Annotated in this window: 18 protein-coding genes, 1 tRNA gene and 1 pseudogene; 4 read left to right on the top strand and 16 right to left on the bottom strand. The window is 63.6% G+C overall.

Going from position 1 to position 24,256, the window contains the following annotated elements; translation table 11 throughout:
* The first annotated feature begins 4 nt into the window (after positions 1 to 4).
* Positions 5 to 850, top strand: coding sequence for an alpha/beta fold hydrolase (locus ASG84_RS16190; RefSeq protein WP_082521037.1), 846 nt, complete (start codon positions 5 to 7; stop codon positions 848 to 850).
* A gap of 101 nt (positions 851 to 951) precedes the next feature.
* A complete protein-coding gene (locus ASG84_RS16185; protein ID WP_057478071.1) occupies positions 952 to 1,665 on the top strand; it encodes a helix-turn-helix domain-containing protein in 714 nt (237 codons plus the stop codon).
* Between the two features lie 90 nt (positions 1,666 to 1,755).
* On the opposite strand, the gene ASG84_RS16180 is transcribed toward ASG84_RS16185, so the two are convergent.
* From ASG84_RS16180 to ASG84_RS16140, 9 genes are all read right to left on the bottom strand, one after another.
* Positions 1,756 to 3,063 (bottom strand): aspartate aminotransferase family protein, encoded by a 1,308-nt coding sequence (locus ASG84_RS16180; protein WP_082521039.1) that lies wholly within the window; start codon positions 3,061 to 3,063, stop codon positions 1,756 to 1,758.
* A gap of 64 nt (positions 3,064 to 3,127) precedes the next feature.
* Positions 3,128 to 4,102 (bottom strand): biotin-dependent carboxyltransferase family protein, encoded by a 975-nt coding sequence (locus ASG84_RS16175; RefSeq protein ID WP_057478070.1) that lies wholly within the window; start codon positions 4,100 to 4,102, stop codon positions 3,128 to 3,130.
* Positions 4,099 to 4,989: a 5-oxoprolinase subunit B family protein gene (locus ASG84_RS16170; protein ID WP_235581694.1), complete on the bottom strand. Its 891-nt coding sequence runs from the start codon at positions 4,987 to 4,989 to the stop codon at positions 4,099 to 4,101. Before ASG84_RS16170 ends, ASG84_RS16175 begins: the two co-directional genes overlap by 4 nt.
* Complete coding sequence (locus ASG84_RS16165) at positions 4,986 to 5,771, bottom strand: 5-oxoprolinase subunit PxpA (RefSeq protein ID WP_057478069.1); 786 nt, start codon at positions 5,769 to 5,771, stop codon at positions 4,986 to 4,988. The genes ASG84_RS16170 and ASG84_RS16165 overlap by 4 nt, the downstream gene beginning before the upstream one ends.
* A 35-nt stretch (positions 5,772 to 5,806) precedes the next feature.
* A complete protein-coding gene (locus tag ASG84_RS16160; RefSeq protein ID WP_057478068.1) occupies positions 5,807 to 7,039 on the bottom strand; it encodes a sugar ABC transporter substrate-binding protein in 1,233 nt (410 codons plus the stop codon).
* A 40-nt stretch (positions 7,040 to 7,079) separates the two neighbouring features.
* Positions 7,080 to 8,087 (bottom strand): ABC transporter permease, encoded by a 1,008-nt coding sequence (locus tag ASG84_RS16155; RefSeq protein WP_082521036.1) that lies wholly within the window; start codon positions 8,085 to 8,087, stop codon positions 7,080 to 7,082.
* Positions 8,084 to 9,085 (bottom strand): ABC transporter permease, encoded by a 1,002-nt coding sequence (locus tag ASG84_RS16150; RefSeq protein WP_082521035.1) that lies wholly within the window; start codon positions 9,083 to 9,085, stop codon positions 8,084 to 8,086. The genes ASG84_RS16155 and ASG84_RS16150 overlap by 4 nt, the downstream gene beginning before the upstream one ends.
* Positions 9,082 to 10,551, bottom strand: a complete 1,470-nt coding sequence (locus ASG84_RS16145) for a sugar ABC transporter ATP-binding protein (protein WP_057478067.1) — start codon at positions 10,549 to 10,551, stop codon at positions 9,082 to 9,084. The genes ASG84_RS16150 and ASG84_RS16145 overlap by 4 nt, the downstream gene beginning before the upstream one ends.
* A gap of 9 nt (positions 10,552 to 10,560) precedes the next feature.
* Positions 10,561 to 13,254, bottom strand: coding sequence for an aminotransferase class III-fold pyridoxal phosphate-dependent enzyme (locus ASG84_RS16140; protein ID WP_057478066.1), 2,694 nt, complete (start codon positions 13,252 to 13,254; stop codon positions 10,561 to 10,563).
* A 239-nt stretch (positions 13,255 to 13,493) separates the two neighbouring features.
* Here ASG84_RS16140 and ASG84_RS16135 point away from each other — a divergent pair, with 239 nt between their 5' ends.
* Positions 13,494 to 14,696 carry a helix-turn-helix domain-containing protein gene (locus ASG84_RS16135; RefSeq protein WP_057478065.1) on the top strand — a complete coding sequence of 401 codons (1,203 nt, stop codon included), beginning with the start codon at positions 13,494 to 13,496 and terminating at the stop codon, positions 14,694 to 14,696.
* On the opposite strand, the gene ASG84_RS16130 is transcribed toward ASG84_RS16135, so the two are convergent.
* From ASG84_RS16130 to ASG84_RS16105, 7 genes and pseudogenes are all read right to left on the bottom strand, one after another.
* On the bottom strand, positions 14,687 to 15,736 hold the full coding sequence (locus ASG84_RS16130) for a zinc-binding dehydrogenase (protein ID WP_057478064.1): 1,050 nt from the start codon (positions 15,734 to 15,736) through the stop codon (positions 14,687 to 14,689). The two genes, ASG84_RS16135 and ASG84_RS16130, sit on opposite strands and share 10 nt — an antisense overlap.
* Positions 15,737 to 15,810: 74 nt before the next feature.
* A tRNA-Thr gene (locus ASG84_RS16125) sits at positions 15,811 to 15,886 on the bottom strand.
* 85 nt (positions 15,887 to 15,971) lie between these two features.
* Positions 15,972 to 17,108: a DNA polymerase III subunit delta' gene (locus ASG84_RS16120; protein WP_442970968.1), complete on the bottom strand. Its 1,137-nt coding sequence runs from the start codon at positions 17,106 to 17,108 to the stop codon at positions 15,972 to 15,974.
* Positions 17,105 to 17,143 (bottom strand): annotated as a pseudogene (locus tag ASG84_RS28775) (hypothetical protein). Before ASG84_RS28775 ends, ASG84_RS16120 begins: the two are co-directional and overlap by 4 nt.
* 117 nt (positions 17,144 to 17,260) lie before the next feature.
* Positions 17,261 to 20,269, bottom strand: a complete 3,009-nt coding sequence (gene topA / locus ASG84_RS16115; RefSeq protein WP_057478062.1) for a type I DNA topoisomerase — start codon at positions 20,267 to 20,269, stop codon at positions 17,261 to 17,263.
* Positions 20,270 to 20,378: 109 nt separating this feature from the next.
* Positions 20,379 to 20,966: a hypothetical protein gene (locus ASG84_RS16110; RefSeq protein WP_057478061.1), complete on the bottom strand. Its 588-nt coding sequence runs from the start codon at positions 20,964 to 20,966 to the stop codon at positions 20,379 to 20,381.
* A 147-nt stretch (positions 20,967 to 21,113) separates the two neighbouring features.
* The gene (locus tag ASG84_RS16105; protein WP_005248460.1) at positions 21,114 to 21,317 is read right to left on the bottom strand and encodes a cold-shock protein; all 204 of its coding nucleotides are present in this window, start codon (positions 21,315 to 21,317) and stop codon (positions 21,114 to 21,116) included.
* Between the two features lie 392 nt (positions 21,318 to 21,709).
* On the opposite strand from ASG84_RS16105, the gene ASG84_RS16100 reads away from it, so the two are divergent.
* Positions 21,710 to 24,079 carry a DEAD/DEAH box helicase gene (locus tag ASG84_RS16100; protein WP_057478060.1) on the top strand — a complete coding sequence of 790 codons (2,370 nt, stop codon included), beginning with the start codon at positions 21,710 to 21,712 and terminating at the stop codon, positions 24,077 to 24,079.
* Positions 24,080 to 24,256: the final 177 nt, after the last annotated feature.

Genomic DNA, 24,256 nt, shown 5'->3' with positions numbered 1-24,256 from the left:
ATCGATGACCGATCACTTCATCCCCACGACGCTGGGGACTGTTCACGCGCAAGTGTCGGGTACGGGCGACCCGATGATGTTGTGGCCGAGCATGCTCACCGACCACTCCCTGTGGGACCGGCAGGTCGAGTACTTTGCAGACCGTTACACGACAATCGCGATCGATCCGCCTGGACATGGGCGCAGCGAGCCTGTGACGCGTCACTTCGATTTCGCGGAGTGTGCGCGCTGCTATGTCGAGATCCTGGACGCGCTCGGTCTCGAATGGGCTCACCTCGTCGGCAACTCATGGGGCGCGATGATCGGCGCGACCATCACCGCCACTTATCCGGACCGGGTCGGCTGCGCAGTGCTGATGAACGGTACGGCGTCGGTGGCACCGCCACTGCAACGGGTGAAGGTCATGGCGCAGGCCCGACTGGGGTGGCTGAGCGCCCGTCTGCCCGCAGCCTTCGAATTGCGTGTGTCACGGCCGCTCGTCGACCGCAGCGTCCTGCGGATGTTTCTCGGTCCGACCGCACGGCGAGACAAACCCGAACTGGTGGAACGTATCTCCGCACTCGTTCACAGCCATGACGTGAGATCGGTCGGCCTGGCCGGGGAGAGCGTCGTCTCGCGTCGGCCGGATCAACACCGCCTGCTCGCCTCGATCACCGCGCCCGTTCTGGTGCTCGCCGGCCGCGAAGACACGACATTCCCCGTCGACGAGGTTTCTCGCATGGCGGCCGCAATCACCGACAGCGAGTTCGTCGTCATCGAGAACGCGGCACATCTGTTGGCAGCCGAAATGCCGGACGAGGTGAACGCGCTCATCGCGGATTTCTTGAACCGGCACCCGATCGACCGGTAGTCACCGACCCTCGTAGTACGCCTTCCGATGTCGGTGAACGCGGCCGTCGCCTCGGCCGGAGATTTCGTCGCGCGTGTACGTATATCCGTAATGTGACGCGAATGAGCAACGAGGGTCATCGGACCTTGATGCGTGCGGACCGAATTCTCGAGTACGTCGCGCGCTGCGACGAACCGCCCACACTGTCCGCGCTCGCGCGTTCGATCGAGGCACCGGTGAGTTCGACGCAGGACCTCGTCAAGGAATTGTGTGCACTCGGATACTTGACGATGGCCGGCAAGCGGTATGCCCTCGGCCTGCGCGCGCACATGCTGGCAACGATCGCCGGATCGGCGACCGCGTCAGGGGTGGACCACGCCGAGCTCGTCCGCCTGAGCGAAGTGGCCAGGGCACCGATCGGTATCGCTGCCCTGGTGGGGCACGAGATCTACTACCTCGACCACGCAGGGCCGCGCGCACCCGACCACATCCAGATAGTGGCCGACGACCACCGGCCGCGACCCACATTACGCACTGCGGCGGGACGACTCCTGCTCGCCAGCGCCGATGAGCCCGCACGTGAAAAGATCCTGAGCGGACTACGTGGAGACGACCCGGAAGGAGCCGCGCAGTTTCAGCAGGAGCTCCCGAGAATTCGTCGAGATCGATTGGCTCGAAGCGACGGACTCGCCGATCCCGACATCGCCGCGATCGCCGTCCCCACCTCTGGGGCCACCGCGGCGTTCGTTCTGTTCGCGCGGCGCGCGCCACGAGGTGGGCGAGTTCCTGCCCTCGAATCGGCCGCCCGGCGTCTGCAGAACGAACTCGGTAGGTGAAGCGGTTCCGGACGCCTTCGACGGCCGTGACCACTGTCGGACCGCGCCTTTGGGCCGCAACGGGTTTTAACGGTTGTGATCACTCGATCTCTATCCCAGGATGTCGTCCAGTTCGGTCAGGAATCGATCGGCGTCGCTGAGCCCGAACGTCATCGGAGGCCTGATCTTCAGTACGTTCGCGTGTTTTCCTGAAGCGCTGATCAGGATGCGGCGCGTGCGTAGCTCGTCGACGACGAAGGCGGCGATAGCAGGGTCGGGGGTGAGACCGTCCTCGGTGACGAACTCGGCTGCAACGAACAACCCACACCCACGGACATCACCGAGGGCCCGATGGCGTGCTGCGATGTTTCGGAGCCCGGTATCGAGGTGCTCGCCGACGCGACGAGCGTTGTCCAACAACGACTCTTGTTCGATGACATCGAGGACCGCTGTGGCGGCCGCGATGCTGACGGGGTTTCCACCGAAGGTGTTGAAGTACCGGATGTCACGACCGAAGCTGTCCATCGCGTCCTCGGTTCCTACGACCGCGGCGACGGGGACTCCGTTCCCCATGGGCTTTCCCAACACGACCATGTCGGGTGCGATGCCGTGGCGAGCGAATCCCCACCACTGCACCCCGAGTCTGCCGAAGCCCGGCTGTACCTCGTCGGCGATCCAAAGACCACCGGCTTCGTGGACAACGTCGACCGCCTCGCGAAGAAGATCGGTTGGGTGCGACTGCACTCCGTCGCTGGAGAGGATGGAATCGACGATCATCGCGGCGATACCGAGTCCGCGGGCGTTCAACTCGTCCACCGCCTGGCGGACACGGGAAGCGAAGTCCGCCGCGGCGGTCTCGCGGTTGTCGCGCAGGAGATCCGGGGCATCGACCAGCACCACGTTGGGCCCGATCAGGTTGTTCGGCCCCAGGCTGGGTGACACTTCTGCTGCCGCGGCGGTCGTACCGTGGTAGGCGTGTCTCGTGCAGATCACTCCGGTCGCGCCGGTGCGGTATCGAGCCATGCGTAACGCGAGGTCGACCGATTCGCTACCGGTACAGGTGTATACGACCTTCGACAACTCTTGGGGGAACAGCGCGAGCAGTCGCTCGGAGTAGGCGACCACAGGTTCCGTCAGGTAGCGCGTGTGCGTGTTCAGTACACCGAGTTGTTCGGAGACGAGCCGCTGAACATGGGGGTGACTGTGTCCGATCGCGGGAACGTTGTTGTAGACGTCGAGGTATTCACGTCCGTCTGCGTCGTAGAGGTATACACCCGAACCTCTCACCGGGACAACAGGATCGCGGTAGAACAAACGATAGCTCGTGCCCAGTACGGCGTCGCGGCGCTCGATCAGCGCCCGCGTGTTCGGATCCAGCGACGCCAGGTTGGACCCGTCGTAGGCGTTGGCCATGTACATCTGTTTGGGATTCATCTTCTCTTCCTCGTCGATTTCCGCAGGTGCGACGTCCTGCATGATTCGGTCAGTCTCGGGCAGCGTGATAGAGCCGCTCGATTCGTGCACCGCGTTCTCGTCGTGCCTGTAGGGCATCGTCTATGCCGATCTTCGAAAGGCGCACGCAATCCGGTGCTTTCATCTGCGCGAGGCGGTCTATGTCGCAGTTGATGATCGTGCCGACCGTGGCGTATCCGCCTCCGGTGACACCGTCCCGAAGCAGGCAGATCAGTTCCTCGCCGCCCGGTACTTGAATGGAACCCACGGGGTATCCCAAATCGACCACGTTGCTCGGGTTGTCGCCGGCACCGAATGGTGGTTCTCGTTCCACGAAGTCCAACTGCGGACCGCTGAGACGGTATCCGACGCGATTCGCTTCTGTTCCGACCGTGAAGGGCGATGTGAACATGCGCTCCAAGCTCTCGGGCGTGAAGCGGTAGCTGCACAGGCCGAGTACCACTCGTACGTCCTGTGTTCGGCCGAGATCGGGTCGGTCGTCGTGTTCGACCGAAAATCCGAGCTTGGGGTACGGACCGAGGTCGACTCCGCTGGGGAGGACATCACCGGCACGAAGTGCGCGCCCGTCGAGGCCGCCGATAGCCGAGGACAGATACGTCGATCGGCTACCCATGACCGGTGTCGTTCCGATGCCGCCGCGCACCGCGACATAGCTGCGGGCACCACGGAGGGCGGAGCCGACGGTCAGGACGGAACCGGCGGTGACGGGCAGAGTCGTCCACGTCGGCATGGACCTGCCGTTCACCCGCAGATCGACATCGGCCCCGGTCACTGCGACGACGGTGTCGCGACGGAAATGCAGTTCGGGACCCACGTACACCGATTCCAAGGTCGCGGCGTCCGGTGAGTTGCCGACCAACGCGTTGGCCGCGTGGTGAGACCACAGGTCCATGGGGCCCGATGGTGGGAGTCCGATAGCGAAATGTCCACTGCGCCCGGAGTCCTGGACGAGGGTCTGCACACCCGGCGCGCCGACATCGATCACGAGTTCAGCTCCTGGAGCAGAGTTCGGTTGTACAGCAGCGGATCCTGGGTGAACTCGGCCAACGAGAACGACACCGGCCGCCGTAGATAGCGATACGAGCAGGCGTCGACTTCTTGTCTGATGTCGTCGTACTCGTCTCGGACGATCGGGCGGTATTTCACCAGCATGCCGGCCCGGGCGAGAACCGGGTTCTCGGCGAAATCCGGGAGCGATTGCGACAGGTCGAACACCGGCGTAGCTGCGCGGCCGACCAGTTGGTAGCCGCCCGCTCCGCGTGCCGGGTAGATCGTCGCGAACGCACCTCCGTGCCCGAGGGCGCGTTCGGGTGTGTCGGTGCGTGGCCTGATGTACTTCGGTGCCTGCAGCTGCATGTCGTGGTTCACCAGTTGCATCGACTCGGCGTTCCCGGGGACGAAGCACATGAACGTCACGATGTAGGGATTGCGCGCGTGAGCCACCACGAAATCGGCTGTGGTATCGAAACCGTTGATGCGCGTGATGTATTCGAGGTCGGTCTCTGTTCGAGACTGATGTCGATCTCGGAATCGCATGACTGTTTCGGTACTCCACGGGTCGTCGTACAGCACCGGCACTTCGAGGATCTCGGTCTCGAGCACCACGTCGGAGGTGTCCTCGAAGCGTCGGTGTAGGTCACGCAGAGGATCGACGAGCGATCGTGGATCACAAATGTCGGGATCGACGCGGAGCATGTAACTTGCGTTCGACGGGCAGATGTCCAACACGCCTTCGATCGCGGCAGTCGTCAGGGAGTCGGTGATGGCCTGTATCCGGAGTGCGCCCGACAGCGACATGTGTTCGGTGAGTTCGACGAAGACGAACTCCTCACCACCGAACGAGAGACGAGACCCGTCGTTCAGTTGGATCACGAGGCCCCTCGTGTGGTTGCTGTTCCGGTCCGATCGACCGCAGATCGGACCTCGACTCCGGCACCGGTGAGTGCGCGCTTCACGGCTCGCGCGACCTCCACGACATTGGGTCGATCCCCGTGTACGCACACAGAGTCCACAGGCATGTCGATCTCCCGACCGGAAACGGTCAGCACCGTGCCGTGTGCCATGCGAAGAGCCTGCGCTGCAACTACTTCGGGGTCCCGTTCACCCGGCCTGGGCTCGATGATGTTGTTGCCGTCCTCGTCGAAATCGAGATCGCACGCGTTGTCGGCAACGGCGGGAAGTCCGGCAGCGCGGATCGCAGCGAACCCGACGCCCGGAGCGATCAACATCGGTAGCCCGAGCTGGAGAGTTTGAAGTGCCGTGGCGATCGCAACAGCACGATCCGCACTGCGAGCGATTGTCCCGTAGAACGCACCGTGCGGTTTCACATGGGTCAGTGTCGCGCCGGCTCGCGAGGCGACTCCCATCAGCGCACCGACCTGATAGAGCGTGTAGTCGACGGCGTCACTGTCGGAGATCGCCATTGCGCGACGTCCGAAACCCAGCAAATCCGGAAACCCAGGATGGGCACCGATGTTCACGCCTGCACGGACACCGCTTTCCACTGCCTCGCGCATCGTGGACGGGTCACCGGCGTGCCAACCGCACGCCACGTTGACCGACGTGACCAGCTGCATCAGTTCGCTGTCGGAACCGAGGTTCCAGCGTCCGAAGCTTTCACCGATATCTGCATTGATGTCGATTCGCTTGTTCATTTGCTGCCCTTTCACGGACGTTCGGGTGGAGCGGTTCAGGATCGAACGCAGCCGGTCAAACCGGACGGGTTCTGGCCGTCGGTCACGGTTCCCACCGTCCAGCCGTCATCACACGATTTTCGGGTGTACATCCGACGAGACTCCGGTTGCGCAAATTTCGAAATGTCGCCGAGCGGTTCGAGGCCCTCCATCGGCTGCCCGGTCAGCGCAGCTGTGAGGGAGCTCTGCGGCAACAGCTCCCGCTGGAAAATCTCGGTGACGAACGTGTCGGACTCGTTCGGGAAGAAATTGCATCCGTCGACGAATTCGCTTCCTGGACAGGCTTTAGCCGTGTCCGTGGTCACCCAGGGTAGCGGCATTTCGATGTCGTGCGGTACCGAGTCGGGCCCGTTCTCGAGGATACGAAGACCCACTTGCATCGCGACCGCTGCCTGGGCCGGTGGTGAACCGGAAGACACTCCCGGCCACCCTTCGCTCAGCATTTTGCGGAAATAGTTGCCGTTCTCGCCGGTCACGGGAATCTCCAACCCCGCCGCCTGCAGTGCTTTGACAACTCCTACTTCGCCGTCCTGCGACCACACCCCGTCGACGTCGGGGTGCGCCGCCAATGCTTTGGCAGTTTCTTGTTGACTGACCGCACTGTCCCATTTGCCGTAATACTCGGACACCACGTCGATGTCGGGGTACCGATCGAACACCGCCTTGGCGGTGTCGTAGTGGACTTGATCGGTCGAGGTGCCGGCAACGCCGCGATTCATGAAAATTCTTCCCTTGCCCCCGAGTAGGTCGACGAGGGCTTGGGCAGTCTGAGCTCCGAAGAACGCGTCCTGCGGCTTGTCCGCGCGGGCGCCGGTGATGAACGCGACGTTGTATGCGCACGGCTCTCGCACGGTGGAGTCGTAGACGACGAAGGTGACACCGCGCTCACACCCTTGGCGAATGGTCGGGTTCAGAGCGGTCGGTGACAGCGGGTACAGAACCACCAGCTTCGCCTCGGCAGCGATCATGGACTGCACATCCGAAATTTGTTTCTGGATGTCGGTTCCCGAAATCTGCTTCGTGACGCTGTATCGATCGGCATACGGCGCGGAACGAGCCACGGACAGCGCGAGATTGGCGGCTTCGTCCTGCCAATTGTTCCCGCTGTAGCTCAAGTCGAGATAAATTTTGTCCTTACCGGTCTCCGGAGCCGAGCACGCGCTGAACGGAACGATCGCGGCCAGTGCGGCGAGCGCCGCGAGGTGTCTTCTCGTGAGGATGCGTCTCATCGTGAGTGCCTGTTCTGTTGAGTCCGAAATCGAGTGGTACTCATTGACGCCGCCCGGCGAGTCTCGCTCCGAGCAACGCGAGGACGATCACCAGTCCGTACACGATCTGCTTGTACCCCTCGGCAAGTCCGGTGGCGCTGATGTCGATGCCGATCAGTGTGAGCAGCAATGCTCCTGCCAGCGTGCCGCTGAACGAACCGGCACCTCCTCGGATGGAGGATCCACCCACCACCACGGCCGCGATACTCGGCAGCAACCACGGCTCACCGACGTTGAGATCCGCTCCTGACGAGTACCCCAGTAGCATCACGCCGCCCAAGCCGTAGGCCACACCGGACACGCTGTAGACCGAGACGGTCGCGCGGTGGACACGCACACGTGCGTTCTTCGATGCGGCAACACTGTTCCCCAGTGCGTAGGTACGCATGCCGAGGGTCGTGCGGTGTTGCACCACGAGACCGACCGCGGCAATCACGACGAAGAGCCAGATCGCGACCGGAATTCCCAACAACGTCGTCGATCGAGCGAACAGCTCGCTCAAACCGGCCGGGGACGATTGCGCCGGGGCACCACGCGCCATTCCGAGCAGCACGGACGCGAGCACGGTCCCGACAGCCAGCGTCACGATGAACGGGGGAAACCCGAGCCGGGTGACGAGAAGACCATTGGCGGCACCGACCACTCCACACAGGGCGAGGGCCGCGAGAGCCGCGCCCAGCACCGGCACTCCGTTGTCACACAGCGACCCCGTGACGAAGGCACCGAGGGCAACCTGTGAAGCCACGGACAGATCGATGCCACCGGACAAGATCACCAAACCCTGGCCGAAGGCGATCACCGCAAGGAACAAGCCGAGCACCAACACGTTGACGACGAGATTGACGGACGGGAAACTGTCACTCACCAACCGCGACAACGGGAAACACACGATCAGCAGCGCCCAGATCACGAAGGTCTGACTTCGCATCCACTGCGGCACACCGGCCCGGCCCGGCGAACTCACCCTGCTCGATGCTTGATCGGGAACAAGAGTCGGACTCGCACTCATCGAATAGTCCCTTCCGCGAGACGCGTTCGCGCCGTGCGCACGTTGGTGTAATACGTTGCGGCCAGTGGGAGAGCAAGAGCGATGAGAATGACGGCGCCCTGCACGGCACCGGACCAGAAGTCTTCGACGCCCGCAGCGAACAGTAACTTCGGGAGCGCGATGAGGCTCGCCGCACCGAACACCGCGGCAACAACGCTTCCCGACCCGCCGCGAAAACCGACGAGGCCGAGCGCCATTGCGGCAAAGCACGTCAGCAGGAACGGGCGACCGGAATTCGGGTCCCCCGAGGCAGTGATGGCAGTCAGATACAAGCCGGCAGCCGAATACAACCCTCCGGCAAGGGTGTAACTCAGAATCTCGACCGCGTCGACGCGGATCCCCGACATGCGCGCAGCCTGACGATCTGCCCCGATGGCAAACGCCGATATGCCTGCCGTTGAAGTGCTGAACCACCACCAGCCGGCGGCCAGCAACACGAGGGCGATCAGCGCAACCGGCACGGGCCCGAGCGGATCGGTCAAGGCCAGAGCGTACGACTCGGGGACCTCACCGCCTGGTGCCGGTAGCACGATGAGGGCGATTCCGGTCAGCACGATGAACGCTCCGAGTGTCACCGCCAACGACTGCAGTCCCAGGCGGACGATCAAGAGTCCGTTGATCAGGCCTACCGCCAGGCCGAGAACGACGACCCCGATGATGACGAGCCACAACAGATCCGGATTCGTGGCCATGGTGGTCGCCGCGACGACGTTGGACAAGCTCACCGTTCCGGCCACCGACAGATCGAATCCGCCTACCAACAGCACAAGGGTGGTTCCTGCGGCGGCAAGCGCCAACGGGGTCAATAGCACGACGTAGTTGTTGAAGGCGTAGGCATTTCGCTCGTACGGATTCACGAACAGCACCGCTCCGTAGCACGCTGCGAAGATGGCCAGTGCGACGAGAGTTTCCTTGCGGCTGCCGTAGCTTCGCCTTGTCAGTGAATTCAGGAGAGTCATCGTGCCAGCTCCGGGGTGCGGCCCAGAATTGCGCGCAACACCGATGCATCGTCGAGGTCGCCTGCGGAGTGTTCGGCGACAATTCGGCCGTCGTAGAGCGAACACACACGATCACACAGTCCGACCAGCTCGGGTATCTCTGTGGAGTAGACCAGTACGGCATGCCCGGCAGCCGCGAAATCACGTGTCATCCTGTAGATCTCCAATTTCGTGGCGGCATCGACACCGCGGGTCGGGTCGAAGAGAAGAAGACAGCGTGGCGATTGTGCGAGCGCGCGTCCGAACACGATCTTCTGTTGGTTGCCGCCCGACAGATTCGATACGGTGCGTTCCAGCATCGCCTCGGGGAGGTTGATCTGTGCAGCCAACGAGCGGGCGACGTCGCGTCGGCGTCTGGTGGAGATGACCGAAGCAGTGGCGAAGCTGCCCGACAAAGGCAGAGTCAGGTTGAAATCCGACCGCATCTCCAGGAACAGTGCTTCCGTCTTGCGCTCCTCGGGCACCAGCGCGAAATCCACGCCCCCGTTCGAGTCGGAGACCGTCACCGAACCGGATTCGGGGGACAGTTCGCCGGCCAGCGTGTAGAAGAGATCGCGTTGACCTTGGCCTTCGAGTCCGGCGACACCGACAACCTCGCCGGCAGCGACCTGCAGGGATACGTCAGTGAGGCTGCCGACCGTGAGGTTTCGGACTTCGAGTACTGGTTGCGCAACCTCGGCCGTGCCCTTGGCCGGAAAAGCGTGGTCGAACGACCGTCCGATCATGAGCTCGACCAATTCGTTCTCGGACAGTTCGTTCCGGCCGAACTGCCCCACTGCTCGTCCGCTACGAAGGACTGTTCCCCGCGAGCAGATGGTCCCGATCTCGTTCAGTTTGTGACTGATGTAGATCACCGAAGTTCCTGTGGCAGTGATGCTTTCGAGCTGACGAAAGAGCCAAGACGGGTCGGGGAGAGCTGCGGTCGGCTCGTCCAGAACAAGCAGTCGCGGCGCACCGGACAGGGCAGCAACTATCTCGACCTCCTGTCGAGCGGCCAGGCTCAGCTCGCCCATGGTCGCAGTGGGATCGAGATGTCCTGCCTCCCACTGCTGCAGGCGATCAACCGCTCTGGCGACGAGTTCGCGCTGCGACACCGTGAAACCGAATCGAGTCGGCAAAGACGGCAGACACAACTTGGTTGCGACCGTGATGTTGGCGGGTGAGCTGAGCTCTTGGTAGGCCATCGCCAGGCCGATGTTTCGCGATGCCTGCGGTGAACCCAGAGTCAGGGGCTTGCCTGCGATGGTGACGGACCCACTGTCGGGCACGACGATGCCCGACAGCACTTTCATCAGAGTCGACTTCCCCGCTCCGTTCTCACCCAGAAGTCCGTGCACCTCACCGGCATCGACGGCCAAGGACACCTCGGACAAGGCTGCGGTTGCACCGAACCGCTTGCTGATGTTGTCGATATGTATGTGTGTCATGTCCTGTCCCTACGATGAGCTGTCGGTGTCGGCGGGACGGATGTCCGCCATGGTGAAGACGTCGGCGAGGCGAGTGACGAGAAGATCGACGTCGGAGTGCGAGAACGTCATCGGTGGGTCGACGGTGAGAACGTTGTCCCCCTTGCCCGACTGTCCGATCAACACACTGTGTCGCGCCAAGCGGCGGCGCACTGCGCGGGCGTACCTCGCGGCAGCGACGCTCGTCATCGACCCACCGCTCAACTCCATTCCGGCCATCAAGCCCCAACCACGCACGTCGGACACCGCTGAGACATCCGATGCGAGAGCCGTCAACTCGGTCCGTAGATAAGCTCCGACCGCATGTGCGCGTTGCATCAGGCCGTCTGCCTCGATGATGTCGAGTGTCGTTGCGGCGATGGCAGCGGGGACTGGGTTGGCGTTGTAGCGGGCGACGTCGACCCCACTGTTGTGCGCGATCTCCGAGTTGGTCACCACGGCGGCAATCGGGTGTCCGTTCGCCAACCTGCGGCCGAGCACGACGATGTCGGGAACGATGCCCAACGCGTCGAACTGCCACAGGTGAGTTCCGCTTCGACCCGGGCCGCTCGTGGTCTCGTCGACGATCACCACACTGCCTGCGGCGTTCGCACCGGCACAGGCGGATACACAGAATTCGTGCGACGTCGGATGCACGCCGTCGGCTACGACGGCTTCCAGGATCACTGCGGCCGGCAGAGCCGACCGGTCGAATTCGGCCGTCGGGTGTTCGTTCGGTCGTGTAGTCGAGGCGCGCCCCGTAACTCGACTCGCCAACCGTTCGGCCAGGCCCAGTGCTTCGTCAGCAGTGTCGGTGAACAGCACGGTGTCCAAGCTTTCGGGCATCGTGGACAGGATTCGCCGGGTCAGAAGTCGACTCGCCACCGTGACATCGCTCGCTACGTCGAGAGAGAGCATCTGCCGATTGGCCGCAGCGACGATGCGCCGGTCGCCGTGCGCTACGTGGACGCCCCCCTCCGATCGTGCGTCCAGATAACGCACACCGCGGTTGTCGTGCAACCAGACACCTTGACCCCGCACGAAAGCGGAGACGTCGGAGCCCTCGTCGGAGTTCTCGGACCGAGTCCTGTCGAACCACGGTGCGGGGTCGATGCACACGTGCGCCCAGTACGCCGCATCCGTTGCCGACACGTATGACGGCATCCGCAGGGCGAGATCGTGTGTGGCGACGATCTGCACACGCAGGGTGGGAGCCCCCGAGGAGTGCAGGTCGATTGTCTCCCCAAGAGGCTCGCCCGCCGCCAGACTTTCACCGACACCTACCAGCGGCCGCACACCGGACCACACCGAATACGCCAACGGTGCACCACCGACACCGCCGTGTTCGATGACAACGGGCTCGATCTCGACAACGCGGCCCTCGAGAGGAGTGCACAGCACGGTGCTGTCGGCCAGCCAGAACGTGGAGCCGAGTGACACGGTCTCGGGCTCTCCGATGTCCGGTCGCCAGATATCCGACCGGTGCTGATGCACCGCCAAGTGCGGTGAGTAAGTAGCGGGTTCGCCCACAGCGGGTCGAACAGGAATATCGGCGTTCTCGCCCGTTGAAGACGTCCGGGACTCACCCAGAATCGTCACAGCCGTTGCGTTCGCAACGAAATATCGGGCGGCGTCGGTCGCCGTCGACGCGACTCGACCGCACACCGAGCGCAGATGCGCCGACGCCACCGTGGGGTCCAGGCGCGCGACTGCAAGAAGAGTGGGCAGGGTGTACTGCATTCGCATGCGTCCGTACGCGGTGGGGTCGACACGACCACGGCTCGTCCAGGTCAGGACCTGCACACACAGTCGTGCAGCGGAGAGTGGAAATACGACGTCGATCTCGTCGTCCGTCAGGGACGAGACGTCGTTGTATCCCGCAACCACGAGGCCGAGAGCACCGAGCGGATCGGACTTACGCAGCATTGCGTAAGCCCCCGCTACAGCGAGTTCGGCAACTCGGGCACTGCGTAAAGCATCGTTGAAATCGAGCACTCCGGACACGTGTTGGTCGTCCCCATCGACGCTGACCAAAACGTTGTTGTCGTTCAGGTCGTGGTGGACCACTGCGGTCGGCAAACTCGGCAGACGCGGCTCGACCGAGTCGAACCACGCAAGGACGGTGCGCACGTACTCCAGGTCGGCCAGGCCGGGATCATCAGCGATGCAGGACTCGATTGCGGACCGAGAATTCGTCACGTCCCAGTGGTGCGTCGGGAGGAGGTCGGAGGCAGTGAAGCCGTCCAAGGCCGCAGTGATGTGAGCGGCGGTGGAGCCGAGCTCGGTGAGCAGCACATCGGTGTGCTCGGCAACTTTGGCCAGCTCGGTGCCGTGCACCCACTCGAATACGCGAAGCGTTCCGAGCTCGGGACCGGAGTCGACCGCGAGGTTCGGGGCACCGGACACAGTGCGCACGACGGTTGGAACAGGTACGTGCAGATCCTGCTCCGCGAGGTGCAGCAAGATATCTTCCTGCCACTGCAGCTCGGCTCGGTCAGCTGCTCGCAGCTGAAATTTGGCGAGGTACGTCGCATCCGGAGTTCGGACCCGGTAGTTGCGATCCAGCTCGCCACCCAGAAATTTCATGGACGTCACAGTCAATCCATAGCCGTCGCGCAGAAGCGCTTCGAGGGTTGCTGTCGATTCGGCGAGCGAGTCGGTGGGCCGTGCCGGGGCGTCGGTCATGGTCGAACTTTTCCTTTCGGACCACGCGTGTGGCGAGAGTGAAAACGGCCGGTGTGTGAGTGATACACATCATTGAAGTGGCGCAAAACGCTGAGGTCAATGCGAATATTGACGCGCGTTAGCTAGGAATATGGTGCACACTGCACCACGTGGTCCAGATTTCACTGATCCCGTCACGGACCCGAGAACATCGTGTTGCCGCCACGTTTCGGACGTGCTGACGCGACCGAGGAGCACAGATGAGCACCGAGACACACACCGCTCGGCTGGTACGCGCCGCCGCGATGCAAGTACTTACATTGCACTTGGACGAACTGACCGACCTCGCCGTCGAACGCACCCTCGGGGACGAGCCTGGATACACCGGCGGTCCGGTGAGCAAAGACGATCTCCGTCATCACATGGACCGCACGTTGAGGTTGGCCCTGACACGACTGGTAGGCGGCCCGGTGCCCGAGACACTGGCAGGGGCTGCTTTCGACGTGGGCACCCTCCGGGCCCGACAACGCGTACCACTGCCGACGGTTCTGCACTCGTTCCGTATCGATCTGCGCATGCTGTGGGGGGCGTTGGTATCGGAGGGGCGGCTACTTTCACCCCTGGAGCGTTTGGACTTTCTCGAGTTGTCCTCCGTAATGGTTTGGGAGACGGTCGAAGCGAGCACCGAAGAGGTGGTACGGGGTTACCAGGTAGCTCAAGAAGGCATGGAAGAACTGCGGTCGGCAGCCTTCGATCAACTGCTCATCGAAGGAGCGCAGAACGAATTGACCGTCGACAACGCTTCTCAGCTTCTCGGACTGCCCGTGCTGGGGTCGTATCTGTGCATCGTCGGCAGTTTCCCTGTTCCGCGCCCCGATCTCATCGCAGACTGCACCGACCGATTGCACTCTGCCGGTCTTGCACACCATTTCGGTTGGTACGGACACGAACTGCGCGCAATCGTGCATCTACCGGACGATCGACCGGACGTAACCTCGCACCTGACCGCGCTGAGTGGCCACATTTGCGCGGTAGTCGACGCGAACGGGCTGACGCGGGTCCCTCGTGCCATCAGACTGGCCCGCACAGCGGTCGACGGACGCGGCGATCCAGGAGTGAGGCATGTCCGCGACACATGGTTGCAAGTGATCGCGGCAGGCAACGCCGAGATCTCCGACGCCGTCTACCAAGCAGCCTTCGGGCCCTTGACCACGCTGACCGAATACGAGCGCACAGCCATTCTCGAGACCGTCGGGGATCTGGTTGCGCACGGCGGAACCATTGCCGATATCGCCGGCCGCACTTACCGCCACCGAAATACTGTTCGACGACGGCTCAAGGACTTCACCGAACTCACTGGACTCGATCTTGCCCGAACGGCCGATCTCGCAACCACCGCACTCGCATTCTCGGTGTGGCACAACCAGAATTCTGTCCGTGCTCGTACCGCCAGTCAGACCTGATCGAGGACGACCGGTGGTACGAGCACGAACTTTCCGACATGGTCCTTCTCCAAGAACCGCTGCTGCGCCACCGCGATCTGCTCGAGCGGGAAAGACTCGGCCAGCAATGGCCGAATCTCACCGGCTTCGATGTACGACACGAGGTTCGGGAACACGTCCTCATCCCACGCTGTACACCCGAGCAGCGTGAGATCGTTCAGATACATCGTTCGTAGATCCAGCTCGACGAGGGGGCCCGCGATTGCGCCCGAGGATACGTACGTTCCCCCACGAACGAGAAGATCGAGCAACGGACCGAACCCTGCGCCGGCGACGTTGTCGATCACCACATCGACGCTGCGCTTGCCGAGGGTGCCCACCACGTCCACATCACGTCCGTAGACCTCGTCGACGCCGAGTTCGCGGAGCTGATCGTGCTTGGCACGGCTCGCGATTCCGATCACGCGCGCGCCGCGCCGAGCCGCGAGTTGCACTGCAGCAGAAACGACTCCGCCCGATGCGCCGGTCACCAACACCGTCGACCCTGGACGCACTCCCGCGCGGGCGATCATGTTCTCCGCCGTGCCGTACGCACACGGAATCGTCGCCAGCTCGGCGTCGGTCCACTCACAATCGACCACGAAGATCTCACTCGCCGGAACGACGACGAACTGGGCGAACGCGCCATTCATGTCCGATCCCAGCCAACGCGTCTCACCCGACGAGAAACCGTCGACACGCATGCAGGATCGAACCAGAACACGGCGGCCGACGATGGATTTGTCGGTCTCGGTGCCCGCGCACACTATCCCGCAGCAGTCGGTGCCCTGAATCAACGGGAACGGTGTCGTCTCGTTCCACCCGCCGTCCTGATACCAGCCCACCCGCGTGTTGATCTCGGTGTTGTTCATCCCCGCCGCCAAGATTCGAACAAGGACCTCACCCGGACCCGGCACCGGTCTCCGCACCTCGGACAGGACGAGCTTGTCGTATCCACCGGTGCCAGTGGTGACGATCGCGGTCATCACGTCACCGGCGCTGTGTACCTCGTCAGGTCGCATGGATCGATCTTGCAGGACCTACACGACAAAGCAAAAGGCCCCCGACACGTTGGTACGTGTCAAGGGCCTGCTGGTGGAGCCGCCTAAGAGAATCGAACTCTTGACCTTTTCATTACGAGTGAAATGCTCTACCGACTGAGCTAAGGCGGCGTGCCTTTCGGCGTTGGTGAGTCTAACGGAGCATCCCGTCGAAACGAAAATCGCCCTCCCTGAAGCCGAGTGGCGGGCTCGGCCACTAGCGCAGCACGTCACCCAGCGTTGCCACCATCGCATATATCGCGAACTTCGGTTTCGCGTTGACCGCCAACGACTCTCGACATTCGAGGATCGCCTCGATGCTCTTCAGAAGCGCCTCGGGCGAGACCGCTTTCGCCATCCGCTCGACCTGCTCGGCCATGTCGGGGTGAGTAGCCGTTGCGGTCGATCCGTACGAACGGGCGAGGGCATCTCGATACAGGCCCACAAGATCCATCAACGCCCGGTCCAACGAGTCGCGCCCGGTCCTGGTGGCCCGAGACTTCTGCCGCTTCTCGAGGTCCTTGAGCACACCCGCTGAGCCACGCAGTGCCCCTGCCGCACCCTTACCGGTACCGCCCGCGCCGAGGGCTGTTCGCAGCTCCTCGGTCTCGGCTTCGTCGCGGGAGGCACTCATCTCCTTGGCCTCGTCCTCGGCGGCCTTCACCAGTTCCTCGGCCGCGAGGTAGGCCTGATTGGGCCGGGCCGCGGCCGACGCGAGCGCCAGCGCCCGTTTGCGCCGCGCTCGTGCGTCCTCGTCGGTGGCGAGTCGACGCGCTCGGCCCACATGCCCGCCGCTGATCGACGCGGCCCACTGGGCGGTCTCGGCGTCGAGCTTGTCGCGGGTCTGCAGCACCTGGGCGATCGCCGGCACCGTGGGCGTCACCAAGGAGACGTGACGGCATCGCGAGCGCAGCGTCACCGAGATGTCCTGCGGATCGACCGACGGAGCGCACAACAGGAACACCGTCCGCGCCGGCGGCTCCTCGACGACCTTCAGCAGCACGTTTCCGGCACCTTCGGTGAGGCGGTCGGCATCTTCGACGACGACCACCTGCCACAAACCGGTGCTGGGACGACGCGAGGCGATGGAGACGATGTCGCGCATCTCCTTGGTGCTGATGCTCAGGCCCTCGGGTACGACGCGCCGCACGTCCCCGTGGGTGCCGGCCATGGTCGTCGTACACGCCTGACAGTGCCCGCACCCGGGAACACCCTCGGTGGTGCACTGCAGCGCCGCAGCAAAGCACAGGGCGGCGACCGAGCGACCGGATCCGGGCGGACCGGTGAAGAGCCACGAATGCGTCATCGCCGACGAGTCGACGCCCGTACGAGCAGCCACCGCGGCGGCCGTCAGATCGGCCTCGACATCTTCCTGACCGACCAATCGATCGAACACACCCGCCATGACACCAACCCTAGTGGTTGCGCCCGACAACCCGAACCCGCGAACTCGAAGCTATGGATGGATACGGCACGAAAATCGTCCATGACTTCGAGCTCGTCGGGCTATTCGCCGTCGGTCTTCTTCGCCGGGGCCTTCTTCGCGGCCGTGGTCTTGGACGCCGTGGTCTTGGTAGCAGTGGTCTTGGTGGCGGTCTTCTTGGCAGCGGCTTTCTTGGCCGGAGCCTTCTTGGCCGCAGTCTTCTTGGCCGGTGCCTTCTTGGCGGCCGCTTTCTTGGCCGGTGCCTTCTTCTTCACCGGACCACGAGCGCGCCTGTCCGCCAACAACTCCGACGCACGATCGTCGGTGATCGACTCGACCTCGTCGTCCTTGCGCAGGCTCGCATTGGTCTCTCCGTCGGTGACGTACGGCCCGAATCGGCCGTCCTTGATCACCATCGGCTTCTCACTGATCGGGTCGACGCCCATCTCACGCAACGGCGGCTTGGCCTCACCCTGACGGCCGCGACGCTTGGGCTCGGCGTAGATCTTCAGGGCCTCTTCGAGACTGACCGTGAACATCTGATCCTCGTCGGCGAGCGAGCGAGAGTCGGTGCCCTTCTTCAGATACGGGCCGTAACGACCGTTCTGAGCGGTGATCTCTTCCTTGGACTCCGGATCCACGCCGACGATGCGCGGCAGCGACAGCAGCTTGAGGGCATCGTCGAGCGTGATCGTCGCCAGATCCATCGACTTGAGCAACGAGCCGGTTCGCGGCTTGGGGCCGGTGGCCTTCTTCGCAGCAGCCTTCTTGGCCGGTGCCTTCTTGGCGGCAGCCTTTTTCACCGCAGTCTTGACGCCACCGCCACCATCACCGTCGCTACCGGACGGGATGGGCACTATGTCGGGCTGAGGCGGCGTCGGCTCGGGTTCCGGCTCGGGCAGGATCTCGGTGACGTAGGGGCCGAAACGGCCTTCCTTCGCGACGATGTCGTGGCCGGTCAGCGGGTCGACACCGAGCTTGCGGCCCTCTTGTGGTGTGGCGAAGAGCTTTTCGGCGAAGTCGAGGGTCAACTCGTCCGGCGGCAGATCGTCGGGCAGGTTGGCGCGCTGGCTGATCGGGTCACCGTCGGGATCGTCGTCGTTCTTGACCATCCGTTCCAGGTACGGACCGTAACGGCCCACGCGCACATGGATTTCGCGGCCCTCGGAGTCGTCGAACAGACGGATCGAGTTGATGGTGCGCGCGTCGATCTCTTCGAGATTCTGGCCCACCATCTTCTTCAGGCCGCCGGAGCGCGCCACCGAACCCTCGGCACCGGTCTCGCCGCCGAAGTAGAAATTCTGCAGCCAATCACCGCGTCGCTCACGGCCTCCCGCGATCGCGTCGAGATCGTCCTCCATGCCGGCGGTGAAATCGAAGTCGACCAAACGCCCGAAGTGCGCTTCCAGCAACGCAATCACCGAGAACGCCACCCACGACGGCACCAGGGCACTGCCCCGCTTGTAGACGTAGCCGCGGTCGAGAATGGTCTTGATGATCGACGAATACGTCGACGGTCGACCGATTCCCAACTCTTCGAGCGTCTTGATGAGCGACGCCTCGGTGAAGCGAGCCGGCGGGTTGGTGGTGTGGCCGTCGGGATCGAGCTTGGTGGCCGTCACTGCCTGGCCGGCCTCGAGCGCTGGCAGACGCGACTCGGCGTCGTCGGTCTGACCGCCCGCCTCGTCGTCGACGCTCTCGACGTAGGCCTTGAGGAAGCCGGCGAACGTGATGGTGCGGCCCGACGCGGAGAACGTGCACTCCTCGCCGGTGCCTGCGGTTCCGGTGATGCGCAGCGTCAGCGTGGTGCCGCGCAGATCCGCCATCTGCGACGCCACGGTGCGCTGCCAGATGAGCTCGTACAACCGGAACTCGTCGGTCTGCAGCGCAGAGTGCAGCTGGCCGGGAGTCTGGAACACGTCACCGGAGGGGCGAATGGCCTCGTGCGCTTCCTGCGCGTTCTTGACCTTGCGGGTGTACTGCCGCGGAGTCGGGTGCACGTACTCGGGGCCGTAGAGCTCGGTTGCCTGGGCCCGTGCCGCGGAGACCGCCGACGCGGACAGCGACGTCGAGTCGGTACGCATGTAGGTGATGTAGCCGTTCTCGTACAAACGCTGCGCCACGCGCATCGTGCGCTCGGAACTGAACCGCAGTTTGCGGCCGGCCTCCTGCTGCAGCGTCGACGTCATGAACGGCGGGTACGGCTTACGGGTGTACGGCTTGTCCTCCGCCGACGCAACCGTCAGATCGACGCCTTCGAGAGCATCGGCGAGGCGTCGGGCACGCGGTTCGTCGAGGACGGTCACGGACTCGGTCTTGAGCTTGCCGTCGGCTCCGAAATCGCGGCCTGCGGCGACGCGATTGCCGTCGACATTGACCAGCCGGGCTCCGAAACTGCGGGGACTCGCCTCGGCACCGGCGTCGAGAGTGGCGGAGATGTCCCAGTACTCGGCGCTGCGGAATGCCATCCGCTCGCGCTCACGCTGGACGATGATGCGGGTGGCGACGGACTGCACTCGGCCCGCCGACAGCTTCGGCATGACCTTCTTCCACAGCACCGGACTCACTTCGTAGCCGTAGAGACGGTCGAGGATACGACGGGTCTCCTGGGCGTCGACCAGGTCGTGGTCGAGGTCGCGAGTGTCGGCGGCGGCGGCAAGGATCGCCGGCTTGGTGATCTCGTGGAAGACCATGCGTCGAACAGGGACTTTGGGGTTCAGGGTCTCGAGGAGATGCCAGGCGATGGCCTCGCCCTCGCGGTCGGGGTCAGTGGCGAGGTACAGCTCGTCGGCGTCTTTGAGCAGGCTTTTCAGCTCTGCGACCTTGCCCTTCTTCTCGGGCGAGACGACGTAGAGGGCCTCGAAGTCGTGGTCGACATCCACGCCGAGACGCGCCCAGGGCTCGCCCTTGTACTTGGCGGGTACGTCCGCGGCACCGCGAGGAAGGTCGCGAATGTGGCCGACGGAGGCCTCGACGACGTAGTTGCTCCCGAGGTACGGGGCGATCTTCTTTGCCTTGGTCGGGGACTCGACGATGACCAGACGACGCGGCTCGGCGGAGCTGTCCCCCGTGCCGTTCTTACGTGCTGCCACCTTGCTGCCGAACCTTCCCTAGTGCGTTTTCACAGGCAGATTTGCCTGTCCCACTACTAACAGACTGACATACGTCGACCAAATACTCGCAGATCAGTCACATATAGGCCTACTCCGCGCGCGGCCAAATGGTACGTGCGTCCACGTTCCGGGGAGCCTCACCGACGTTCTCGGTCAGACGCAACAGCCGTCGTCGACCGGTGATTCTCAGTCCCGGATTGGAGCCGCGAGTGCCGATCAGCGTCGGCGCGATGCCGGCGCGCATCAGCGATTGTGCGAGGACGGAATGGGTCTCCGGTGCGTGGGGATCGAGTCCGAGCACGTACCGCTCACCCTCGGCCTCGGGACGACCGGACGCGAGCACCCAGGCGCGGAGTTCGCGCGAACCCGGTATCCACCCGGGAGGGACGGCTTTGACAGCACCCTTGGTCCACAGAGACGCCAGCGCGAACAGTTCGGGCACCGACGCGGTACGCACCAGCGGCCGGTCTTCTTCCGATCGCCCCACCTCTGCAGCCAGACCACACTGCTCGATGAGTTCGGCGATGGCATCCGCGCGCCACTGCGCGTCGACGACGACAGAAATACGGGCCGAACCCGCGGAGGTTACGACGTGACCGGTGGCGGCCAGCAGACCACTGAGATCGGTCACCGCGGGCGGCAACGATTCGGCGGAGAAGAAGGACAGCTGGTTCACAGCATGGACATTAGGACATCGGCGGCCACGCTCACGGCTTTCGCCGCACCCGGGTGGTTCGCAAATGCGTCATCCCCCTCCGTGATCGACCCTGAAGGGTGCCGATCGAGAAGGGGGATGACGTATCTCGACTCGATGAGACGAGGATCAGACTGCGCGAACGCCCGTTGCCTGAGGACCCTTGGTGCCCTGGCCGACCTCGAACTCCACGCGCTGGTTCTCCTCGAGGGTGCGGAAACCGCTGCCCTGAATCTCGGAGTAGTGGACGAAAACGTCAGCGGAGCCGTCTTCTGGTGCGATGAATCCAAAGCCTTTTTCGGCGTTGAACCACTTCACAGTTCCCTGTGCCATGCTTTTCCTTCTCTTTCTAACACCGGATTCGATGGAGCGCACTTTCGATCCATCGGGCCGGTTCCGACCGCTGCACTTGTACGAATCCCCCTCAGGATTCCCCCTGATGGACGAGCTCTCCCAGTACCGCGCCCGCAACATGAGATCCTGCGAAGCGTAGAACGAACACAGAAGCTGCGACCGCGTCAAGTGAACCATGAACTCCGCGTTCGCAACAGTCGAAAACCGACCCTTTTCGAACAATTTGCCCATGTTGTGGAAACGCACAACACGACACGGATGAATTGCGGCCCCCACCAGGGCGTCAACGGCTCGTTTCGGGCTGGGGATAGCATGGACAGCCCGGGTCGAATGGGTGGCCAGTAGATCGAACGAATGCTTGGAGATCGGCAGTGAGTGAGATACATCCGCACGGCGGTGCGGATGTTGTCAGCTACGGGCAGCGGCTGTTGAATCGTGCGTTGGCCGGTTCACCCGCCGACGAAAGCCCGCTGACCCACGTCGCCGAGTTGCCGGCGCGCGCCTCCCAGTTCGCACCGTGGCCGTCGTGGGTGGGCCCGGAAGTGGTGCAGGTGATCACCTCTCGCGGAATTGCGCGACCGTGGACGCACCAGGCGCGAGCGGCAACTCTCGCAGCCGAGGGCAGTCATGTCGTGCTCTCGACGAGTACCGCATCGGGCAAGTCCCTGGCCTATCAACTCCCCATTCTGACGACGCTGTCCGCGGACGCCCGCGCCACCGCGTTGTATCTGGCTCCCACCAAGGCCCTCGGCGCCGATCAGCTACGCACCACCATCTCGATCACCGACGAGTTGCGTTCGCTGTCAGACGAACTCGCGGAGGTGTTCCCCAGTGCGTACGACGGCGACACCCCGATCGAAATTCGCCAGTGGGCCCGCGCCAATGCGCGCTGGATCTTCACCAACCCGGACATGCTGCACCTCGGCATTCTCGGGTCCCACGAGCGATGGTCCCGGTTTCTGCGCAATCTCCGCTACGTCGTCGTCGACGAATGCCATTACTACCGAGGCGTTTTCGGATCCAACGTGGCTTTGGTGCTACGGCGGTTGCGACGCCTGTGCGCCCGCTACGGTGCGTCACCGGTGTTCGTTCTCGCCAGTGCCACGACATCGGAACCCGGACGAGCAGCGAGCCGACTCATCGGAGCGCCGTGCGAGGAGGTCACCGAGGACGGCTCCCCGCACGGAGCGCGCACCGTAGCCCTGTGGGAACCACCGCTGCTCAAAGAGATCACCGGCGAAAATGGCGCTCCGGTAAGGAAATCCGCCGGCGCGGAGGCGTCGCGCATCATGGCCGACCTGCTGGTGGAGGGTGCCCGAACGTTGGCTTTCGTTCGATCCAGGCGCGGCGCAGAGGTCACCGCGCTGGGGGCCCAGAGAATTCTCGCCGACGTCGATCCGCAATTGGTGCGACGCGTCGCCGCCTATCGCGCAGGGTATTTGGCGGAGGACCGGCGAAAGCTGGAATCCGATCTGTCCGACGGCACATTGTTGGGCGTTGCCACCACCAACGCGCTCGAATTGGGCGTCGACATCGCCGGCTTGGACGCGGTGATCGTCGCCGGCTTCCCCGGTACGGTTGCGTCGTTCTGGCAGCAGGGCGGCCGCGCCGGACGTCGCGGAGAAGGATCACTGCTGGTGCTCGTGGCGCGCGACGATCCACTCGACACATACCTGGTGCATCACCCGGCGGCTCTGTTGGACAGGCCCGTCGAGGCCACCGTCACCGACCCCACCAATCCGTACATTCTGGCCCCGCAATTGCTCTGCGCTGCAGTCGAACTGCCGATCACCCTGGTCGAGGCCGAGGAGCTGAGCGCAGAATCGGTACTCGAAGAGCTCGAGCTGAAGGGCTACGTACGCAAGCGTCCACACGGATGGTTCATCACCCCCGAGGGGCAGCAACTGTCACCGCACGGTGCGGTGAATATTCGCGGCGGCACCGGTGTGCAGGTGGCCATCGTCGACGGTGAATCCGGCCGCATGCTCGGTACCGTCGACGGCGGACGAGCACCTGCCACTGCACATCCCGGCGCTGTCCACATCCACCAGGGCGAGTCGTTCGTGGTCGACGAACTCGATCTCGACGCCGGTCTGGCGCTGGTGCACGCAGAGCAACCCGAGTGGAACACCTCGGCCCGCGAGATCACCGACATCTCGATCACGGCGGTGCACGAATCCGTCGACTACGGCGAGGTGCGCGTAGCACTGGTGCAGGTCAACGTCACCCATCAGGTAGTCGGGTATCTGCGACGCCTGCTCTCCGGCGAGGTTCTCGATTCAATCGAACTCGACATGCCTGCACAGACCCTCGACACCCGAGCTGTCATGTACACCATCACCCCGGAGTTGTTGGAGCACAGCGGAGTTCCTTACGAGCGATTCCCCGGATCACTGCACGCGGCCGAGCACGCCGCAATCGGATTACTGCCCCTGGTGGCGACCTGCGATCGTTGGGACATCGGCGGAGTGTCGACGGCTCTACACCCCGACACCGGCCTGCCGACGGTGTTCGTCTACGACGGATACGACGGCGGAGCAGGATTCGCCGACCGTGGCCACGTAGCCATCGCGGATTGGCTCGCGGCCACGAAAGACGCCATCGTCTCCTGCGAATGCCAGACCGGTTGTCCGTCCTGTGTGCAATCACCCAAATGCGGAAACGGTAACGATCCACTGGACAAAGACGGTGCTGTTCGAGTGTTGACCGCTGTGTTGGCGGCCATCACTCGGGAGGGGTGAGCACCTAGGACCTGTGCGCCGGAGACCGAGTGTGGGGTTCTCCCGCAAACGCGCGCGCACTCGCTGAATGCGCGCAAAATTCGGTAGTTGTCAACCTGTCTGAGACAGGTGGATGTTGATTCCGGTCGGTGTTGGTAACGATGGTGCGGTGGGTTGGGCCCGGAATCGTTCGGGGTG

This window comes from Rhodococcus sp. Leaf278, assembly GCF_001426085.1.
Classification (GTDB): Bacteria; Actinomycetota; Actinomycetes; order Mycobacteriales; family Mycobacteriaceae; genus Rhodococcoides.
The sequence above is the reverse complement of the archived record's forward strand: the minus strand, read 5'-3'. Positions and strand labels throughout refer to the sequence as shown.